The organism is Merdibacter massiliensis (assembly GCF_900155395.1).
GTDB lineage: Bacteria > Bacillota_I > Bacilli_A > Erysipelotrichales > Erysipelotrichaceae > Merdibacter > Merdibacter massiliensis.
Map to the genome: position 1 here is coordinate 15,127 of NZ_LT699728.1, position 21,687 is coordinate 36,813.

General features: G+C 39.6%; 19 protein-coding genes and 1 tRNA gene. 3 read left to right on the plus strand and 17 right to left on the minus strand.

Translation table 11 applies throughout. The features are described from left to right. Positions 1-483 carry a PTS sugar transporter subunit IIB gene (locus BQ9859_RS10220; protein WP_075878070.1) on the minus strand — a complete coding sequence of 161 codons (483 nt, stop codon included), beginning with the start codon at positions 481-483 and terminating at the stop codon, positions 1-3. A 303-nt stretch (positions 484-786) separates the two neighbouring features. Between BQ9859_RS10220 and BQ9859_RS10225 the strand changes: the two genes are divergently transcribed. Beyond that, complete coding sequence (locus BQ9859_RS10225; RefSeq protein ID WP_075878071.1) at positions 787-1,419, plus strand: beta/alpha barrel domain-containing protein; 633 nt, start codon at positions 787-789, stop codon at positions 1,417-1,419. A 103-nt stretch (positions 1,420-1,522) separates the two neighbouring features. On the opposite strand, the gene yihA is transcribed toward BQ9859_RS10225, so the two are convergent. The 6 genes from yihA to BQ9859_RS10260 all read right to left on the minus strand — a co-directional run bounded on the left by yihA (position 1,523) and on the right by BQ9859_RS10260 (position 8,897). Beyond that, positions 1,523-2,113 carry a ribosome biogenesis GTP-binding protein YihA/YsxC gene (gene yihA / locus BQ9859_RS10230; protein ID WP_075878072.1) on the minus strand — a complete coding sequence of 197 codons (591 nt, stop codon included), beginning with the start codon at positions 2,111-2,113 and terminating at the stop codon, positions 1,523-1,525. A gap of 1 nt (position 2,114) precedes the next feature. Then, positions 2,115-4,436, minus strand: coding sequence for an endopeptidase La (gene lon, locus BQ9859_RS10235; protein ID WP_083662854.1), 2,322 nt, complete (start codon positions 4,434-4,436; stop codon positions 2,115-2,117). Between the two features lie 51 nt (positions 4,437-4,487). Continuing rightward, positions 4,488-5,765, minus strand: coding sequence for a trigger factor (gene tig, locus BQ9859_RS10240; protein ID WP_075878073.1), 1,278 nt, complete (start codon positions 5,763-5,765; stop codon positions 4,488-4,490). Positions 5,766-5,788: 23 nt separating this feature from the next. Next, positions 5,789-6,526, minus strand: a complete 738-nt coding sequence (locus tag BQ9859_RS10245; RefSeq protein WP_075878074.1) for a hypothetical protein — start codon at positions 6,524-6,526, stop codon at positions 5,789-5,791. A 420-nt stretch (positions 6,527-6,946) separates the two neighbouring features. Continuing rightward, positions 6,947-8,119: an ABC transporter permease gene (locus tag BQ9859_RS10255; protein ID WP_075878076.1), complete on the minus strand. Its 1,173-nt coding sequence runs from the start codon at positions 8,117-8,119 to the stop codon at positions 6,947-6,949. After that, a complete protein-coding gene (locus BQ9859_RS10260) occupies positions 8,112-8,897 on the minus strand; it encodes an ABC transporter ATP-binding protein (RefSeq protein WP_075878077.1) in 786 nt (261 codons plus the stop codon). Before BQ9859_RS10260 ends, BQ9859_RS10255 begins: the two co-directional genes overlap by 8 nt. A gap of 819 nt (positions 8,898-9,716) precedes the next feature. On the opposite strand from BQ9859_RS10260, the gene BQ9859_RS10265 reads away from it, so the two are divergent. Next, a complete protein-coding gene (locus BQ9859_RS10265; protein ID WP_075878078.1) occupies positions 9,717-10,613 on the plus strand; it encodes a hypothetical protein in 897 nt (298 codons plus the stop codon). Between the two features lie 580 nt (positions 10,614-11,193). On the opposite strand, the gene BQ9859_RS10270 is transcribed toward BQ9859_RS10265, so the two are convergent. From BQ9859_RS10270 to BQ9859_RS10310, 9 genes are all read right to left on the minus strand, one after another. Next, positions 11,194-11,270 (minus strand) — tRNA-Arg (locus BQ9859_RS10270). A 74-nt stretch (positions 11,271-11,344) separates the two neighbouring features. Then, on the minus strand, positions 11,345-11,836 hold the full coding sequence (locus BQ9859_RS10275) for a metallophosphoesterase family protein (protein WP_075878079.1): 492 nt from the start codon (positions 11,834-11,836) through the stop codon (positions 11,345-11,347). A 71-nt stretch (positions 11,837-11,907) separates the two neighbouring features. Further along, positions 11,908-12,879 carry a GerMN domain-containing protein gene (locus BQ9859_RS10280; RefSeq protein ID WP_075878080.1) on the minus strand — a complete coding sequence of 324 codons (972 nt, stop codon included), beginning with the start codon at positions 12,877-12,879 and terminating at the stop codon, positions 11,908-11,910. Between the two features lie 74 nt (positions 12,880-12,953). After that, entirely contained in the window at positions 12,954-14,009 is a 1,056-nt protein-coding gene (locus tag BQ9859_RS10285; protein ID WP_075878081.1) for a M15 family metallopeptidase, read from the minus strand. Positions 14,010-14,083: 74 nt separating this feature from the next. After that, positions 14,084-15,127: an ABC transporter ATP-binding protein gene (locus BQ9859_RS10290; protein WP_075878082.1), complete on the minus strand. Its 1,044-nt coding sequence runs from the start codon at positions 15,125-15,127 to the stop codon at positions 14,084-14,086. A 77-nt stretch (positions 15,128-15,204) separates the two neighbouring features. After that, positions 15,205-15,420, minus strand: coding sequence for a helix-turn-helix domain-containing protein (locus BQ9859_RS10295; RefSeq protein ID WP_075878083.1), 216 nt, complete (start codon positions 15,418-15,420; stop codon positions 15,205-15,207). Positions 15,421-15,457: 37 nt separating this feature from the next. Further along, positions 15,458-17,227 (minus strand): excinuclease ABC subunit UvrC, encoded by a 1,770-nt coding sequence (gene uvrC, locus BQ9859_RS10300; protein WP_075878084.1) that lies wholly within the window; start codon positions 17,225-17,227, stop codon positions 15,458-15,460. Between the two features lies 1 nt (position 17,228). Then, complete coding sequence (locus BQ9859_RS10305; protein WP_235846432.1) at positions 17,229-19,610, minus strand: endonuclease MutS2; 2,382 nt, start codon at positions 19,608-19,610, stop codon at positions 17,229-17,231. Then, positions 19,555-20,211, minus strand: a complete 657-nt coding sequence (locus BQ9859_RS10310; protein ID WP_075878086.1) for a CvpA family protein — start codon at positions 20,209-20,211, stop codon at positions 19,555-19,557. Before BQ9859_RS10310 ends, BQ9859_RS10305 begins: the two co-directional genes overlap by 56 nt. Before the next feature lie 99 nt (positions 20,212-20,310). Here BQ9859_RS10310 and rnhC point away from each other — a divergent pair, with 99 nt between their 5' ends. Then, positions 20,311-21,174, plus strand: a complete 864-nt coding sequence (gene rnhC, locus BQ9859_RS10315) for a ribonuclease HIII (RefSeq protein WP_075878087.1) — start codon at positions 20,311-20,313, stop codon at positions 21,172-21,174. A gap of 27 nt (positions 21,175-21,201) precedes the next feature. Here the strand turns inward: rnhC and BQ9859_RS10320 are convergent, their stop codons facing one another. Continuing rightward, complete coding sequence (locus BQ9859_RS10320; RefSeq protein WP_075878088.1) at positions 21,202-21,687, minus strand: deoxycytidylate deaminase; 486 nt, start codon at positions 21,685-21,687, stop codon at positions 21,202-21,204.

A 21,687-nucleotide genomic window follows, 5' to 3' on the forward strand; every position in this document is an offset into this window, starting at 1 on the left:
TTATAGTTTAGCAACTGCTTTTTGTAATGTCTCAGATGGATAATCCGGAGTCGTCTGGAAGTAAATTTCAATACCTTGTTTTTCTAAACCGAGCAGAATATCAGCATCTGTACGATCTAAGGTAATTGCATTGTTGACTGCTTTTCTACCAGGACCTCCTCCAAGTCCTCCAATCTGGACCTTATCTAATTTTAATCCGGCTTGTACAGCTGAATTTAATTGACTAACACCTTTAAATAAGATCATGACGCGTTTTTTATCAAAATCACCTGCTTGTTGTTTGGCAACTGCAGTCGTCTCATCAACGATCGTGATCTTGACCCCCTTTGGTGCTGCCATTTTGAACACTTCCTGCATAAAAGGATCTTTGTTCAAATCATTATCAATTGTTACAATTTCATTGATCTGGCATTGTGTCAACCAGCGTGTAATCACCTGTCCATGAATCAATCTAAAATCTACTCTTGTTAATTCGATACTCATAAGTTCGACCTCCTCTTTACACAAATATCTTACTGTAATCGCTTTCAATTTCATATAGTCGTATGATACAAACCTTTTTCCATTTTTTTGTTCATTTGAACGAATTCCTTTTTTCTTTTTTCTTATAAATATATGTAATGATTTCAAAACATAAAGGATATCCTACAAATTGTTTTTCTAAAAGCTCATCTCACTTCGTTCAATGAACAGTTTTTCGGTATATTCTTTGTGTATTCGACACATTGAGAATGCCAATTGTTCATCATAAAATGAAAACGTAAAGAAAAGTGAGGTAGTGATAATATGAAGATGAGAAAAATGAATACGACCAAAAAAATGTACGAAACCGGCGCTTTAGCAATTGTACGTGCAGACTTGGACAGAGCATGCGAAATTGCTGAAGGATTGATCAAGGGAAATGTTCCTGTAATGGAAATGAGTTACACATTCAATACAGCTGGCGATGTCATCAAAGGATTAAAAGAAAAATATGGAGACCAATTGATCGTTGGTGCTGGTACAGTGCTAGATGCTGAGACAGCCCGCCACGCAATCTTAAATGGAGCAGAATTTATCATTGCGCCAAACTTTTCAAAAGGTGTTGCAGAGGTCTGCAATCGTTATCAAATTCCTTATGCACCTGGATGTACATCATTGACGGAAGCAATCGAAGGTTTGTCTGTTGGAGCTGCATTTATCAAAGCATTCCCTATTTCCGATTTCTATGGACCAAAACTGTGCAAAGTATTTAAGACACCAATTCCGGATATGCCTATTCTCGCAAGTGGTGGAATCAATTTGGACAACCTTCCATCTTGGTTGGAAAACGGTGCTGACGTTTGCGGATTCGGCAGTCTCTTGACAAAAGGCACAAGTGACGATATCGCAGCCAATGCCAGCAAGATCCGTACGATCATCGATAATTTCCGTAAATAGTTCCTCATAGCTGTTAGATAGTCCTCATAACAAAAAAGATCACCAACCAGTGATCTTTTTTGCATATAAAAAGGAAAGCATTATCTGCTTTCCAAATCAATCTTTATTTCATTTCCATGATCTCTATCATTGCTTTCCAAATCTCATCGCTGCCCTCTTTTGTCGCAGAAGAGAAAGCGAATAGACGCTCTCCTTCTTGTAATTGCAGATCTTTGCGAATGACTGCAAGCTGATGGGCACGTTTTGTCTTGGGCACCTTATCGATCTTTGTTGCAACGATGATGATCGGCAGTGAAAAATATCGGATATACTCCAACATAGTATGATCATCTTCTGTTGGCAGATGACGAGCATCGACCAGGATAACAGCTCCCTTTTTTTGTTTTCGTTCATTGAAATAGTCTTCCATCATTTCACCAAAACGAAGTAGCTGCTGTTTTGAAAGATTGGCATAGCCATAACCAGGTACATCGACCAGCATATACCGATCATCCAGATTGAAAAAATTCAATAATCTCGTCTTTCCTGGCGTACTGCCTACATAAGCCAGTTTTTTACGCTCGGTCATAGCATTGATAAAACTGCTTTTCCCCACATTGGAACGGCCTGCCAATACGATCTCCGGCAAATTTGAATCCGGCCAGGAATGACGATCCGGTGCAGATATGACCAATTCTGCTTTATGGAACTGCATATCAGTGCACCAAAGCTATATCTAAGACTTGTGTCACTCGTTCTACCGGCACAAACTCCATAGCTTCCTTTACTGACTGCGGAATATCATCCAGATCCTTGACATTTGCCTTTGGTATGATCACAGTAGAAATACCGCTGCGATGAGCCGCCAACGATTTTTCTTTTAAACCGCCAATTGGTAAAACATTTCCGCGAAGCGTTACTTCACCTGTCATGGCCACATCGCTTCGTACCGGAGTATTGCTTAAACAAGAAACCAAAGCTGTTGTCATCGTCACGCCGGCACTAGGTCCATCTTTGGGAACCGCTCCTTCCGGTACATGAATATGAATATCTGTTTTTTCAAAAACATCATTGCTGATCTTAAATTTTTTTGCATTGGCACGAATGTAATCTAAAGCGATCGTTGCACTTTCTTTCATCACATCGCCTAATTGGCCAGTCAACACCAGCTTGCCTTTTCCTTCAAACTTGTTGACTTCAATCTGCAATACATCTCCGCCAAAAGACGTGTAAGCGAGTCCTGTGACTGTGCCAACCTGATCTTTACGTTCCCGTTTTCCATATTCAAATTTTTCATTGCCCAGCCATTCTTTGATCAGTTTTTTGCTGAGACGAATGCTCTTCTTGTGATCCTTCAAAATAGCAAGAACGCTCTTGCGACAGATCGTAGCAATCGTACGTTCTAATTGACGGACTCCGCTTTCCCTTGTATAGTAACGAATCATGTATAAGATCATCTCATCATCGATCTTTAACTGACTGCTCTTCAAACCATTTTCAGCAATCTGCTTTGGTAATAAATGATCCTTGGCAATCTGTACTTTCTCCAATTCAGTATAAGACGACAGTTCAATGATTTCCAAACGATCACGCAGTGCAGTTGGTATATTTTCCAAATAGTTTGCAGTTGCGATAAACAAAACCTTGCTTAGATCGTATGGTTCCTCAATATAGTGATCTGAGAAAACTGCATTTTGTTCAGGATCGAGCACCTCTAACATAGCACTTGCCGGATCTCCCTTGTAATCACTTGCCATCTTATCAATTTCATCGATCAAGAAAACCGGATTGATCGTCTGCGCTTTTTTCATTGCCTGGATGAAACGGCCCGGCATGCTGCCTAAATACGTACGACGATGTCCGCGAATCTCACTTTCATCTTTCACGCCGCCTAAAGAAATTTTGACAAATTTGCGATCCAGTGCACGTGCAACGGACTTGGCCAGAGAGGTTTTACCGACACCCGGCGGCCCTACCAAGCACAAGATCGGGGCTTTTAAAGAATTTGTCATCTGTTTGACAGCTAGATACTCTAAGATGCGTTCTTTTACTTTTTCTAATCCATAATGATCTTCATTCAAGATATCTGCAGCTTTTTGCAGATCTTCATTATCTTTGCTTTCCTGCCACCAAGGAAGAGCAACCAGCCAGTCGATATATGTTTTGATCACACCTGTTTCTCCACTTGCTGCCGGCAACATTTCATAACGGGAAAGCTCTTCATTGACCTTATCTTTGATATTCTGCGGATATGGATTTTCTGCCAATTTACGGCGAATCGCTTCTACATCCTTCTCTGTATCAACAACATCACCTAATTCTTCTTTAATGGCACGCATCTTTTCACGCAGATAGTACTCCTTCTGCCCTTCTTCGATACGTTCTTTTACTTTTTCATTGATCTTGTTTTCGATCTGGCTCAACTGTTTTTCATTGCGAATTTCCTGCAATACCAGCATCAAACGGTCATTGATCCCTAATGTTTCCAAAAACTCCTGACGCTTTTCTAACGAAAAAGGAAACATCTGCGCAATCTGATCCGATAACTGCTGTGCAGATACACCTTTTGCCAATTCTGTTATCACTTCTTTAGGCAGATGGGCAGATACAGCTTCCATTTCTTCAAACTGGTTTGCAATCATGCGTACCAGCGTAACTTCTTCCATTTCATCCTGTCGAATGTCATCTAATAATGTAACATGCGCCATCTGACATCCATTTTCTTCTGCAATAGCAGTTAATTCACAACGCTGTAAACCATGGAACTTCACACGCAGATAACCTTCTAAACGTCGAATATGACGAATTTCACATAAGGTACCTACCTGATAAAGATCTTCCATCTTTGGATCTTCTATTGTCAGGTCACGCTGGGATACCAGCACAACTTTTCCATCAAAGAGCTGACGTGCATCCTCTACGGCACGAATTGATTTTTCTCTTCCTACATCGATGATGATTTCCTGATTGGGAAACACGATGACTCCACGTGTACAGACAATAGGGGCATTTACATAGTTCTCCATTGGATTTTCCATATCGACTACTCCTTTCATTGCCAAAAAAGACGCGTGAGCGTCTTTTTTTTATTACTTACCTGCTGTTTCCTTGATAAGTTCTAACGCTTTACGCTGACGTAAGTCATAAGAAACTGCGTCATTGGAAATCAGTTGTTTTACCTGTTCCAAAGGCATTCCATATTGATCAGCGATTGCTTGTAATTCTTTATCGATATCTTCCTCGCTGATTTCAATCTTTTCTGCTTCTGCGATTGCATCCAATACCAAGCGAACATTCACTTTCTTCTCTGCGTCTTTACGCATTTCGTTGCGGATACTGTCTTCACCTTGACCAGTAACTGAAGCAAACTGTTCTAATGTGAATCCCTGTGCGCTCAAACGCTGTTTGAATTCATTTACCATCTGATCCGTTTCACTATCGATCATTGCATCCGGAATTTCCACTTCAGCATTTTCCACGATCTTAGTCAACAATTCATTTGTAAAGGCCTCTTCATTTTCCTGTTCTTTCCGCTCAGAAATTGTTTTCTTCATGTGTGCACGATAATCTTCCAGTGTCTCAACATCTTTGATCTTAGCTTCTTTTACCAGTTCATCATTTGCTTCTGGAAGCACTTTAGTCTTGATTTCTTTGACAGTTACCTTAAAGACTGCAGGCTGTCCTGCAAGATCGCTTGCACCATAATTCTCAGGGAATGTTACGTTGATATCTTTTGTTTCTCCCTTGTTCATGCCGACAAGCTGTTCTTCAAATCCTGGAATAAAGGAACCTGAACCGATTTCCAAAGGATAATCTTCTCCTTTGCCGCCTTCAAATGCAACATCATCTTTGAAGCCTTCAAAATCGATCACTGCTGTATCACCATTTTCTACTGCGCCTTCTTCTTTGATGACTAAATCTGCATAACGCTCCTGCAAACGTTCCACTTCAGCATCGATTTCTTTTTGTGTGACTCTTGTCGTTTTCTTTTTAATTGGCAAATTCTTATATTCACCTAATTTTACTTCTGGTTTTACTGCACAGATAAACTTCAAAATAACTTTTTCTTCATTGATCTCATCAATGCTCAATGTTGGACGAGCCACCAACCACAAATCATGTTCTTTTACGCTGTCGCTCAATACATCATTTGCGATTTCTTCAACTGCATCCATTAAGATATTCTGTACAGGTACATGCTTTTTAATCAAAGCCGCTGGTGCCTGTCCTTTACGGAAACCTGGAATGTTGATATTTCTCTTTAATTTGTTGAAGGCCTTTTTCTGTGCGTTCTTCCAAGTATCACCTTCGATGACCGCAGTCAGCTCTCCAGTTGATTTTTCTTTTAATTCCCATTTTGAACTCATGTTCCTACCTCCTGCATCAAAAGTTATCCAAATGAGCAATCATGCTTTTCTAATAATAATTCATAACCATTGTCAAACGCAAGATCTTTTTCTTCCAAAAAAGCGGCAAATGCTTGTGGCATTTGATAAGCCCCAAACACATATTTTACTACTGCTAACGCCAAGGCATCACACTCTGTTTCATCTATATCCATTGGCAAGCGCAGATATGCCTCCTGCATTAATGTTTCGACACATAATGACAGGAAAGAAGGATTTTCGTTCTCAAACCATTCGCGTAGCTTTTTCACACATTGATGAAGTGCTTCATCATCCCTTGGCAATGTCAAAGCACAAGGAACAAACGTATATTGCAATCCATCTTTCTCTAATGTGAACGCATCACTCACATTCTGTTCACAAAGCGCTTCGATCAAGAATGCCTTTACCCATTCATTCTTATTCGTTGCAAAAGCTTCTTGTACTACACCTAAATGATTACGAATATTACTTGACCGTAGTTGTTCAACCGCTTGGAACTGCTCTTCGATGGATCCTTTTAATAAATCATCGATCGCATATTCCTTATTAGATTGTGTCGGCTGCTTTAAACGAAGCGTTGAGCGACAATCATTATATAACGCAATGATCTTCTCTTCCGCATCTTTTGGTATATAAGGCATGGAAAGTTCTTCTTCCAAGAGTTCTTTTGCTTTTCCATATTCCTCTTCCTGCATCAGCGCCTTACACTTTTTGATCAACGTGTCATAATAACTATCCATTGGTCCTCCTAGCGACTAAACATATAATAATATATCATACAACCTTTTTTTACGCAATCCTTATTCTCCCTTTAAATAAAGGGAAACTGTTGGTTTATCATCCATGTATTTCAAAAATATAAACAAAAAGCAAGCCGTTCACTATACTTAGGTTCCCTTGACGCAAAAAGAAACCGCTTCTGTATGTGATTTCACTCAAACGATATGTTGTCATCTGTTTACAAAAAGACCTATATACAGATAAGCCTTCTCCTATCGTTAAACTTAGCAAAAAGGTCATCGCATAGTCATTATCTTTCAACATGTATGCGGTCCCTGTTTTTTTCATCTATTAATAAAGGTTGCCGTTTATCCAGATACTTTGATTTTTCCCTGATACCAAAAAGTTCCTTCCTTAAAAATCAGGAAGGAGACAATTGTCTATTTTGAAAAAATGATTCGTTCACTATGAAACATGCGCGTCAACAAGAATACGAATGCAGCCGTATAAAGCAAATTTGAACCAATCGTCAGCAAGATATGTGTCAGGTTACATTGGAAGGAAAAGATAGCTGTCATGCACTGTACATTATTATACAGCGGTATGAGATACCAAAAAAGATCTTGTTTTACACTTCCAAACATACCGCTCACACCAATGATCATGACTAAGATCATTAACGGCATGACAAAAGTCTGTGCCTCTTTGATACTGGTAGCAAAAGCACTGATGATCGATATCATCGTTATCAACAGCAATACACATGATAAAACCACAAAGCCCAGCATCAAATAATCGTTCCAGCTATATACATTAACAGAAACTTCAGCACTTCCCATTAATTTAGGTAAAGACAGCAGCACCCCGGCCGTAGAAGACAAGCCACTCAGCAGCGAGATGATGGATAAAGACAATATTTTTCCCAATGCCAATTCACTTCGATGTATAGGCGTCACCAAAATAGTCGCGATCGTACCTCTTTCCTTTTCTCCTGCAATCGATTCTGGAGCAACAGCCATACAGCCGGAAAACAAAAAGATCATGATCAGCATCGGCATCATTGAAGCAAAGGTCATTGAACTCAGATCTTTTGCATCTGCCAGATCCGCCTTATCATTATTGCGATTGACATCAAATCGATTTGCCAGCTGGTCTTCATATCCATCTAGAAAGCCGATCATTTGCTGATAAGCTTCATTAGAAGATGTAGAAGATGAATTATAATACAGGATAATATTAGGAGCCGCTTTGCCTGACGCAGGATCATAGGAAGATACTTGTTCATCAAATGCCTGCGGAAATTCGATATATAGATCTAATTCCTGATTTTGGATTGCATTTAATGCATCTGCTTTCATAGAAGCATCGATTTCTTGAAAAGAAAAGGGCAGTTCTTCACTCAAAGAACGCATACTATCTGACAAATATAAAGCATCCACTTGAAAAGCAGGATTTTCATCAACAGCAAATTGAGAGCGTAAAGCATCTCCCATAAAACTATAGATCACATAGATCATCAAGCCTGGCAATAATAACGTTGTTAAACATAATCGCCGGTCTTTAAAAAAGCGCGCCAATTCTTTTTTCATGACCGTCCATATTCCTCTACCCATTTTTTTCACCCGCCATTTCTTGATAGATCTCAAAGAAGACATCTTCTAATCCTTTCTCTTTGGTTAATTCCGTCAGCGAAGCACATGCAGCCAAACGGCCATCAATAATGATTCCTACACGATCACAAAGCTTTTCCACCAGGGAAAAGATATGCGTAGATAAAATGATCGTACGTCCAAGTGCCCGCATTTCCAATAAGAAATCCGTTACTGTTTTTGCTGTCAATACATCCAATCCGTTCGTAGGCTCGTCAAAAATAAGAATAGCCGGGTCATGGAGAATAGAAATTACGATGGAAACTTTTTGTTTCATGCCTGTTGATAGATCCGCAACCTTTACTTCTGCAAATTTTTCAATACCAAAGCGTTCAAACAAAAAGATTCTTCGTCTCTCAATCTCTTCCGCTGTCATTTGATGCAACTCTCCAAAAAAACGGAATAATTGATTTGGGGTAAAGAAATCCTCTAGCTTCAATTCACTTGTCAGAAAACCAATCTTATTTCGAATAATATCTGGCTGTTTCATCACACTGATACCGTCGATCCATGCTTCTCCGCTGTCCGGCAACAATAGTGTGGATAAGATACGCAATGTAGTTGTCTTGCCTGCCCCATTCGGGCCAAGCAAGCCAAAGATTTCTCCTTCTCTGGCGGTAAATGATAGATGATCTAATGCGATTCGTTTCTTTTCTTTTGTTTTTTCAATTTTTTGTTGTCGTTTTGATAATGTAAATGTTTTACATAAGTCCTCAACAACCAAAATATCCCTTTCTTTCATATTGGACCTCCCCTGTCTGTATCTATACTACCATGTATTCTTTCCATAACCTACCCCGTCTTCCTCTTTTTTTGTTTCACTCTCTTACAAAAATGAATTTCTGCTTCTATGTTCCAAAACGTGCATCTGACTGTGACCTCCGATCAATAAGTACCTATGCTGTATCTCCATATTCGCTGTTTTGCTGTTTTCTTTATGTTTCTCCAATCACCGGTTTGCATCCATGCAACTGATATCATCCTATTCTTATTTCTAGAAATCTCTATCTGTCAAAAAGGATGAACTCCTGTACAATACAGAAATCAATCCTCATCAATCGTTTAAAATGAAAATCACCTCCATTTTTTGAGGATCTCGATACACTTTTAGCGTACTTCGTTCAATCACAGGAAGAACGGCATGAACAGTTGCTTAATCGATATGTTTAAATAAAGACGTAGCAAACCAGGCTACACCCAAGCACAAGTTGCAGAAATTCCTGAAATAAAAAGAAACACTCTAAATGATTGCGAAACCGGATCAAGCGAGTCAGGTATTGTTACTTATCTTCAACTTTATAAAATAAATGACCTGAATCACGTAAACATTTTAGAGAGTGCATATGATCTGAAACGACTGCCCATCAATGAGCAAGTTCGTATAAAAAATATCGTTCGCTTGATTCACTGGATAAAAAAGTGATAGATGGATTATTGAACACACTGTTTCTGAAGGAACTTGCCAATTTGTATTTGATGATATTCCTTCTGAATTGATTGAAGTTAAACATGGCCATATCAACATGCAGACTAATTTTACTATAGAGGAAACTATGATAATATGGAACCAGCATATTCCAAAAGTGATGTGCTTTTGATTGAGAAGCAGTCTTTAGTCAATATTGAAAAAATTGGGATCTTTATGATCGATGGTGATATTTTGAAATCTCACAATGCGATATATGATGCTATTTTGGTTGCGAATCAGACTGTTTGTTTGGGAAAAGCATTAGGCCATCCAATGAAAAAGAGGGGGGGGAAAACAGACATGGAAAAGTTAGAATTTATTATCAACAAATCTCAAACGGAAGTGAATCAAGTGATTGAAAAATTAATTAACCAAAAAGATTTAGAAAATAATCATATTTTCTATAATGGAAGAAATGAAGGCGAATATTCATTCTCTTTCATCATTAAAAATGAAAATAATACTATTAAATTTAAAATATTGATTTTAAAAATTGAAGAGAATTATACAAAAATTGTATATCCTGTCAACAATAATGAAACAGATATTTCTTATATTGAAATCATAAATAGCGCAATTTCTGAAAAAATAAAATCTGAAATAAATAGATATGATATTGAAGCTAAAAAAGAAATCAAAAGCAGTTTTAAAGATACCATGACGAATGCTACACCGAAAGAAAAAAGTATCCCTAATAATGCAAGAAAACAGCGCCGGTCAAAATTACCAATATTTTTAAAAGCAATAGCGATCATAACTTTCATTCTTGGAATCATTACTGCTTTTATACTCTCTTACACAAAAACAATAACTACTGATTACTCGTATTTTGGCGGACTAACATATGATACATCCTATAAATTTGATTTTTCGATATTCTTATCTTACATTATTTCTTATGTTGTATACTCAGCTATCGTTTATAGCATTGGTGAAATACTTGAAGTTGTCATAGAAAACAATCAATTATTAAAACAAAATAAAGATTAGCAAACAAAGATCTTGGTTCTGCCAGCACCAAGGTCTTTTCAACAGCACTGCCGATACTGCTGAAACAGAAAAAATCATCTGGGCAGATACTACTTTTTTTTACACAGTTCCTGCATGGAAAGGAGTTTGAAACAATATTAATTTAGACTTACACACGATTGTACAAGGTAAAAAGCCAGCACCAGAAATGACAAAAGTACGATCTTTTTCTTACATAAAACTTAAATAGACAATGCTGTGACAGAGACATTGTGACGTCTCGTAAATGGCTAGAAGCATTACAACGCTGCTACGATAATGCACATTACCCTGGTGAAAATAAAGAGCAGAACATCTTATTTGGATTAATAAAACTGATGGACACAATACATCTATCGTCATAAAGAAAACTATTGCAAGATGACAGATATAAAAAACATCAGAAATCATGACTTCAGACACAGTCATGGATCTTTGCTGATAACTGAAGACCTTTCATCTTCTGGTATTGCAAAGCATATGCGACATATCGTTGAAAATATATACCAATGATTATTAATATATGAAAAAAAGCCTTTATTTAAAGGCTTTCCTTATAGAATGGCGTCCACGAAGGGACTCGAACCCCTGACCGTGCGCTTAGAAGGCGCATGCTCTATCCAACTGAGCTACGTAGACATCTCAACTGCCTAATTATAATAGCAGAAAGATGCCATGATTTCAACTATTTTTCATGTATTTCTCTTTCTTCATCAAAAGAAAAAACGATGTTTGCTTTTTGGTGGTTCCAGAAAAACAAATTCTGCATCGACTTTTTTCTCCTCTAAAGTCAATATCGCATAGGAAGGATTTCTTCCATCGCGGCTATATTTCAATGATCCCGGGTTTAACAACGCTACTCCTTGTACCGTTGTAAAATTTGCCACATGCGTATGTCCGTAACAAACGATATCACAACCATATTTTTTTGCGCAGGTCACCATCTGTTCCTCTCTCTTTCGATAAGAAAATTGATGCGAGTGGATCAATAAGATACGATGCTGGCCAAAAGGAAGGATACGCTGTGCAGGGATATCATAATAGTAATCATTGTTTCCCTGAACGACCAAATAGCCGGGAAAACTTTCCATGTCATTTTCTAAATCCCCGCAATGCAAAAAAGCATCTGCCTGTGGATATTGTAATTGTAAATCATAGAGCAGATCATCTCTTCCATGTGAATCACTTACTACGATTATCTTCATATTCTATCACCATCTTTGTACACGCATATCATAACAGAAATGATGAAAAGAGAAAAGAACAATCCTTTCAGTCAATTTAAAATATTATATTGCAATTCCTCACTTGTATATATTTTTTGTTCTTCACAACCTTGTACCAGATGTGTACACTGCAACTGAATGCCATTGACGTCATTTAAAGCACATAAAGAAAGAATAAGAGCATTGACATCATCTTTCTTTATGCTCTGGTCACTGCTGTACATGCTTTGATCCAATGTCAGTTCAACGATGCCCTCTTCCAACAAACGTATTTCCAACGCATGTCTCTGCATCGTTGAGGACAAACTGCTGCTGATTGATAGATCTTCAATCACAGCAGCTACTTGTGATTCCAAAGAAGCCATTTCTTGAAGATCCACCCGCCGACTCTTTGGTACTAAATAATGGATCCCGTCAATATTCTTGATTCCATATACCAGAATAGAAGCTGTATCATGCAAAGAAGCATTTGATGATTCAAATTGATTGATCCCGATCGCACGTGTCAGAGGCTGAAGCAACGGGGTCTGTGCTAACGGCAATGTGGTCAATTTTTTCCCTTCCAGTGTTAATACTACTTCTTTCACGTCTGGAAACTGCGTACAGCCCCATACAATAGATTCCAGCATTTGTAATTCCAGCTCTGGTTCATAACTTAAAAAATTCTCATTAAGATCCAATATTGCACACGCATCCCTTACTTCAATCGTATCATAAATATCTTCTTTTGAAAAAAAGCTGGAGAATCCATCCATTTTTTGTTCACCGCTCAGATACCCTAACATGACCTCAATCTGACTCTTGCTATCCTGAACTTCCTCTTGCGCAATAGCCAAAGGTATTAACATCTGCTCTTCATCCATCAGATATACTTGCAGATATTCCATATTCTCATTTGTTTGCATCCTTATCTCGCTTTCTTTGTCTTCATTAGTGACCAGCAGCAGAAAAACACAAGTCAAGCTCCCTGCGATCAAAAAAGAAACAAATTTTCTAATCGGTCTATTTGTGAACCATTGCAAATCGATCACCTCTGCTACAACTTATGATAAAAACAAAAGAAAAAGACATCCGTAATGTCTTTTCCTCATCTATATCAAGAAAAATTCATTTCTTCCATACATTTGTTTTGATCATGCATCGTACGTGCGTTCTCTTCTCCAACATAACGAAGCACAAATGGCTGCCAGGCTCTCTTTGTGACCGATTCTTTTCCTTCTTCATATCGGATCACAAATCCATAACGATACGCATTTTCTTTCAACCAAGCAATCTGTTGCCGCTGCAGATCAGTAAGAGACTCTTCACAAGCAGAATAGTCCAGTTCCCCATCTTTCTTGATTTTCACCAGAGAATTCCAATCCGCATTTAATTGAAAAGAAACAGTATATCCTAATTGAAATTCACTTTCTCCCGGCATATCTTCAAACCAGGAAACATTCTCTTTGTATTCTTCCTCTGCATTTTCATATAAAGACACCTGAGATTCAAAAGAAGTATAGGCACGATCGATCGTTAATCCTCCGCCTTTCTCTCCATTGATTTCGCTTGCATCCTCTATTAAGCGCGAGAGCGCTTCAGCAGCATCCGTTTGCAGATAAAAACCTTTTGAGTCTCCACTGGTTTCTATGACTGGTAAATGTTCTAATAAAACAAGATCTTTCGGTTCATAGCTGAACACAGTAGAGTGCCCTTGCAATATAAGCGTAAAATCATTAGGGCGTGACACCAATTGGGAATCTGCATCATATTCTTCATTTGTTTCAAAGTAGCGGATCAAATCACTGTAAGAATAATTGCTTAAAATATCTTCTAACGAATTATAGGTCATTTGATTTCGATATTCATTGATAAAATTAACGATGTAATCCGCATCATCTTTTTGTGTTTGCATTGCAGTTGCATACCAGCGGGTATTTGTGATATCAAAGCCCTCGACTTTGATAAATGGCATGATTTCATCTGGTGTAATCTGCTGCGTGATCAGATAATTAATATCATCCTGATCCAAATATGTAAGCAGTGTTTCCCGGTCTACCTCATCTGCATAGGGATAGCGAGCCAATGGGTCATAAGATTGATTCATCCAATAAAAACAAATTCCAAACACTGCCATGATCACCGCTATAAATCCCATTCGTTTCCATATCATCACTATCACCTCTTGCTAGCAGCTCTGTTGTATAATTATAGCATACTCTGTTCAATATTCGACAAAATTTCCATTTAATCCAAAGGGATCCTTTGCCCGCTGGAGGGATCAAAAAAATGACAATCTTTCAGCGCAAAAGTAAGTTTTCCTGTTAGGGACATGTTTTCCCGGGGAGCACATTGCACTTGCAAGGTATATCCTTCCCAATGAACTTTTACCTGCATATGATCCCCAAAATACATGGTGCTTTCACAAACAGCAGTACTGTAACCTTCCTCGTCAAAGAAAATATCATACGGCCGAAGTCCAACGATCAACTGTTGGTAATTCTTTGATTGCAGATTTTTAGGTAGCGGCAAGACAACGGATCCAAAAATAAGCGCTTCTTGTTTCACAGGAACTTTTAACAGATTCATTGCTGGCTGATTCATAAATCGAGCGACAAAAGTCGTCTGCGGCCGTTCATAAATCGATTGCGGAGTTCCCTGCTGCTGGATGGAACCATCTTTCATCACAATCAGATGATCTGCTAAACGAAGGGCTTCCTGTTGGTCATGCGTTACATATAGGATGGTCAGTCCCAGCTGCTGCTGTAATGATCGCAATTTATTTCCCAGGCTTAACTTCAAGGGAGCATCTAAGGAGCTGAAAGGTTCATCCATCAAGATTAGATTGGCCCCTTTCATCAAAGCACGCCCGATTGCTGTCCTTTGTTTCTCTCCTCCAGACAACGTATCACTTTGTTGCGCAAGCAGCCCGCTTAAATTCAACAATTCTGCAATTTGCTTTGCTTTCTCCAATGTACCTTTTGCGTCGATCGGAGCTCCAAACAGAATGTTTTCCAGCACGCTCATGTGCGGAAATAAAGCTGGATCTTGAAAAACGATGGCAATTTCTTTACTGCAATTCACATGTGGTTCGCCGTTGATGGAAATCATTCCTGCGTCTGCTTCCTGCAAATGACTGACGATTTCTAATAAAGTAGTCTTCCCACACCCGCTTGGACCAACGATCACGGTAAAACTTCCCTTTTTCAAAGAAAAACTACAGTCATTTAGTACCCATTTTTTTTCAAAGCGTTTCCTGATTCCTTGACAAACAAGTACTTCTTCTTGCATCGGTATCTTCCTCTCTTCTAGCAAAGCTCTGTTTTAATTATACACAGATTCTGTTATTACACAAAGAAAAACAGGACTTACTCGTCCTGTTCTAGATCCAGCTCCTCCAATCGCAACAGTTCAACCACTGCCTGTGCCCGTCCTTTGACACCTAATTTCAACATCACATTGGAAATATGATTGCGTACCGTTTTATCGGAAATGCCTAGACGTTTGGCAATCTCTTTGGTGGAGTGGTTATGGATCAAAAGTTCATAGACCTCGCGTTCGCGTTTGGTCAAGATACTATACATGTTATCCCTCCAACAGCCACACTATATACTATGCACTTTACTTGATCTGGTCCAAATTATGTAACAAATGATAGATGTTTTCCGCTACTTTTTCAGGTACGACTGCACTGATTTCAGAAATACTTGCTGCTTTTAATTTTTTTAAGGAGCCAAACTGTTTCCAGATTGCTTTCTTTCTTGCATCGCCTAATCCTTCGACTTCATCCAAAATAGATCGCGTCATCGCTTTTTTACGCAATCGTCGATGATAACTGATGGCAAAACGATGGACCTCATCTTGCATCTGTGCCAGCAGAAAGAACAATGCCCCTTCTTTCTCAATAGGAATGATCTCTCCTTGATCGTTCATCAGATTGCTCGTATTATGGTGCTCATCTTTGACAAGACCGCAAATGGTCAGATCGAGATCCAGCATTGTCTTGATTTCTTTTGCGGCTTCCACTTGTTGATAGCCCCCATCCACGACCAATAGATCCGGTAGATTGCTGCCTTCTTTTAACAGTCGAAAATATCGGCGATACAATACTTCCCGCATGCTGTCCATATCAGACTTATACTCTCCCAGCCGATACAAACGATATCCTTGTTTATGAGGTTCACCATCTAAGAAGACCACCATCCCGCTGACGTTGAACGTTCCTGCAAGATGTGAATTATCAAATATTTCGATGCGATGGATCTCTTTATCAAAAATTTGAGAAAGCTGTGCCATGGCGATGCGCTTCTGCTGATCTTTTCGTTCAACCAATGTGAATTTTTGTTCATGCGCATTTTTTGCATTACGCAATGCCATTTCGACCAGTTTTACTTTATTTCCGCGCTGTGGTTGAACGATCTTGTCTCCATACAGTTCTTTTAAGATCACTGCATCATATTCTTTTGGAATGAGAATTTCGTTTGGCAAGGGATTATGTTCATAATATTGAGCGATAAAGGCAACGAACGCTTCCATTTCTTCTTCATATAAAGGTGTCACAGAGAGAGAACGCTCTAACAATTTTCCGCCACGCATGAAGAATCCCTGAATGGATAAATAACCTTTATCTACATAATAAGCAAAGATGTCTCGATCCATATGATCCGCAAAATCGATCTGCTGTTTAGCTACCACATGGCGGATTGCCTCCATCATCTCATGAATTTCCTGTGCTTTTTCAAACTGTAACTGCTCGCTTGCTGCTAACATCTTCTCATGGAGCGACTGCAGAGTATCATCTACATCCCCTTTTAAAAAACGACGAATTTCATTGCGCATCTTTGCATAGGTCTCTTCTTCGATCGGATGGATGCAAGGACCCAAACATTGACCAATATGATAATATAAGCATTCTTTTTTCGGCAAATGCCTGCATTTTCGAATAGGAAACATACGGTTGATCAATTTAGCCATATCATAAGCTGCGCCAGAATCTGGAAACGGTCCAAAATACTCTGCTTTTTTATCTTTGGTATTGCGCACCACTTCCAGGCGCGGAGCTTTTTCTTTGCTTAACTTCAGATACGGATATGTCTTGTCATCCATGAACATGATATTGTATGGCGGCGTATGCTTTTTGATCAGATTGATTTCTAATAACAATGCTTCCTTTTCACTGCCTGTGACGATGTATTCAAAATCATCGATATTGGCAACTAAACGTGTCGTCTTGAAATCATGTGCGCCGACAAAATATTGCCGCACACGATTTTTCAAAATTTTTGCTTTACCGACATAGATGATATCGCCGCTTTTATTTTTCATCAGATAACAGCCAGGAAGTGCTGGCAAAATTGCCAGCTTATCGGCAATTTTATCCATATTTGCCATATCAGCGTCTTCCTTTCTGTTTCAGTTCAACGACCGTTGCCCCCAGGCCGCCTTCACCTTGTCCTCCCATACGGAAGCTTTCCACTTTTGAATGTTTCTTTAAATAAGAATGAACGGCTTTTCGCAAAGCACCTGTTCCCATTCCGTGTATGATACGGACGGAACTTGCACGATGGAGGATGGCATTGTCTAGATATTTATCGACAACCGCTAAAGCTTCATCTACATGCATGCCGATCACATTGCATTCTAACGGAAAGGAAGAACGAATCGTTTTCTTATACCCTTTTTCACTTTTCTCTTGTTTCGGCTTCGCCATCTTCTCCAAGTCAGAAAGTGATACATTCAATTTCATGCCATTTGCAAAAACATTCGCTTTATTTTTATTAACCGAAAGGACTTCTCCATGATAATTCAATGAACGAATCAAGACATAGTCCCCTTTTTGAATCGGTTCTTGGCTCGTTTCTATTGTCTCTTCGCTCTGTGTCGGCTGCAATTGGCGGATCGCATGTAATTTTTGCGCTACTTCATGCGGTTTATGATCTTCACTCATTGCCCGCAATTCGGCAATGATCTCCTGTGCTTCCTCCAATTGATGCTCATAACGCATTCTTGCTTCTTCCATTGCCTTTTCCAGCAATTTTCCCTGCTGCTTCTGCAACGTATCCTTCTCTTTCTGCAATTGTCTGCGCAGCTCCTGCACTTCATCTAAACGTGCATGCAGCGTCATCTTTTCCTGTTGCAAAGCAGCTGCTTCTTCTTCCAAACGCTCAAGCAAGCGCTGTGAATCACTTTGCCCCTGCTCTTTCAAAAAACGTGCGCGCTCTACGATCGCATCCCGCAAATGATAACGTTTGGCGATCGCAAAGGCATTGGATTGTCCGCTTACGCCTTCTACATAATGATATGTCGGCATCATCGTCTCCATATCGAAGGTCACGCTGGAAAGCAAAATATCCTCTCGTGTCGTTGCGAAAGACTTGACTTTGGCAAAATGCGTAGAAGCAATGATCGTCGCCTGTTGTTGCAACAATGCTTCTAAAATGGCAATTGCTAAACATTCTCCCTCATTAGGATCGGTCCCGCTGCCTAATTCATCCAAAACGACAAATGAATGTGCATCAGCTCGTTCACAAATCAAAGACAATCGTGCTAGATGACCTGAAAAAGTCGATAAAGATTCCTGGATGGACTGTTGATCTCCAATATCCAGATAAATCTGTTCAAAAAATGGTATGGTGGCCTGTTCACACAAAATAGGAAATCCCGCATGCGTCATCGTTACAAACAATGCAAGCGTCTTTAACGTAACAGTCTTGCCGCCGGTATTTGAACCGCTGATCAGCAAGCAGCGGGTCCCTTCTCTCATCTCATATGTATTTGCCACTACCGCATCAGGATCGATCAAAGGATGGCGAGCCTCTTTCATCCAAAGATGATGCTTTTTCTTTTCCAATCTTGCAACACAGCCATCATTCGCTATGCACCATTTTGCTTTTGCAAACAAAGCATCCAAGAGCACCATCGTATCCAGATCAGCAAACAGCGAGGCACTTTCCTCTAATACCTGATCGCTTAATTTGCGCAAGATTCGCTCCACTTCCTGTTCTTCTTCACCTTTGATGCTTTGCAGGCGGTTGTTGAGAGTGACCAGAGAAGCTGGTTCTACATATACCGCCTGCCCGCTTGCACTTTCTCCATGGATGATTCCACGAACACTATTTTTTTCACTTACTTTTACCAACACACAGGTCCGCTCATTGCGGATCGCAGTGATCGTGTCCATCAGTATAGAAGCATGCGCAGAAATAAAACGTCTAGCTTCTTGCGCTATATTCCCAGCCATTTCAACACCGGCCCTACGTAAACCAGCCAATTTTTCACTTGCATGATCGTATACTTCTCCTTCGCTGGAAATACATCCATCAATACTTTTTCGTAAACGTCCATGTTCCTGCAATGCCTTTTGCAGATCATGCAGTTGCGCATACTTTCCATCTGCAGCTGCCAGATATTTTTTTACGCGATCACAAGTTAAGATAAAAACAGAGATGGCATGCAGCTCATTTGCCCGCAGCGTGATCTTTTTTTGACAGCGGGTCAACCAAGGTGAGATGTCGACGATATCATCATTAGGAAAATGCAGCTGTGTTCGATATATTTCGATTGCTTCCTGACAGCGCTGCAATTCTCTTTCGATCCATAATGGATGAAAGTTGGGATAAGCCTCCAAAATGGATCGTGCACCTAAATCAAATGCACATTTTTTTGCAATCTGTTCTTTAACAGCAGCAAAATCAATGGATTGAAATTTTTCTTGCATATCAATGCAGTGATTCCAGCCAATGGAATACTGCTTCCTCCTCTCCGCCTTTTCCATATAACCAAGCTTTTAATTGCTGCAGACTGTCGTCGTCCATCTTTTCATTGTTTTCCACTTTTTCGATCAGCTGCAGACGTTCCAGCATGCTGCCTCCGCTATTCAAGGCAATCTCCCCAATAGGAGCAGCAGCGCCCAAGATCGATTGCTGAGCTAGTTGACCGCTTCCCTCAAATAAAGGCAAATGGAAAAAAACCAGCAGAAAATACCCAATGATACAGGCTTTTCCCATTCCCAATACAATACCGGCAAAATGATTCAGCCATCCAAGCAAAGGGAGATGATCGATTGCTTTTGCAAAAGGATGAATAATGATCACGACTAAGCGCAATCCAAACAAAACAATCAAAAACCATGCAATCGTACTCGCTTGCGTACTGATAAAATGGTCAATAAATTCAATCTTGCTCGGTGTCAGATGAATCAGTTCAATTTCTTGTGCCAACCAGCCGCTCAACATCCAGGCGATCAAAGCCGCAAATAACCAGGACAGCAAATCCAAGATCTGTATAACAAAACCTCGCTGCCAGCAGCGAAGCAAATAGATAAACAAAATGAGCAAAAGTATTCCATTTACGATCGGGATCCATTGTTCTACCATACACTTACCTCACAGTCTCATTTATTTTAACATAAGTAACCTGTATTTTCATACTCGAATACAAAGACAAACTATGATAGAATACAAACAGGTGATAGTATGTCCGTATATACAAAAACGATGACAGCACAACAGATAAAAGAACTGGAAAAGAAGCTTGTCCGCTTTGAAAAAAGAAAAACGCCGCCTTATGCCTATTATCAGTACAAAAGCAGTGAATGTGTCATCACTGCTTATACAAGCGGAAAAGTCGTCTTCCAAGGAGAAGGCGCACGATCCTATGCCGACATCACATCCGCCTGCGATGACAAGATTGCTGAATATTTTCCGCAAGCAGGCAGTGATGAGGTAGGAACAGGAGATTATTTCGGACCTGTTGTCGTTTGTGCCTGTCTGGTCAACCCCGCAGATGCTTCTTTTTTGCAAGAACTGCATGTGACTGACAGCAAAGCGATGAAAGATGAAGTTATTCGCCAAATAGGTCCCAGCTTGTGCAAACGATTGACACACAGTATCCTCATTTTAAACAATGCAGATTACAACCGCGTACATGAAAGTGATAATATGGTTTCCATCAAGTGTAAATTGCATAACCAAGCTTATGTACATTTGAAAAGAAAAGCAAACGGGCTTCCCGCTTCCATCATCATTGATCAGTTTGTCCAAGAAAAAAGTTATTACCGCTATCTCAGCGGCCAGCCAGAGATCATTCACGGCATCCATTTTGAAACAAAAGCTGAAGGAAAATATTTAGCTGTGGCAGCAGCCAGCGTCATTGCCCGTTACGCATTCTTGCACGCTTGTGATAAAATGCAGCAAGACTATGATTTTATTTTCCCAAAGGGAGCCGGAAAACAAGTTGATGCAGCAATTATCCGTTTTGTCGAACAATTTGGAAAAGAAGAACTTCCCAAAGTAGCAAAATTACATTTTGCCAATACAAAAAAAGCACTCTCATTATAAAAAAATCCTTGGAAAACAAGGATTTTTTTATAACTGTTCTTTCTTTTCAATGCTGAGCTCCATTCGATACGGCAGCTGCATCAGTTCCACACCTGCAGATTCTAACATCTTCTTGCTGGCAATCGTTCCTTCGGTATGCGCATATTTGTCGCTTTCATATACAATGCGTTTGATACCGCTTTGAATGATGGCTTTGGCACATTCATTACATGGGAATAATGAAACATAGATCGTGCATCCGTTCAATTTCTGTGTACTGTTCAAAATAGCATTGAGTTCAGCATGTACGACAAATGGATACTTCGTATTGAGGAAATCCCCATCTCTCTCCCATGGAAAATCATCATCATCGCATCCGATCGGGAAACCGTTATATCCGATACCAACCACTTTTCTTTCAGGGGATACGATACATGCCCCGACTTGTGTCGATGGATCTTTGGATCGCAAGGCACTCAAATGTGCCAATCCCATAAAATAATCATCCCAGCTTAATACATTTCCTCGTTTCAT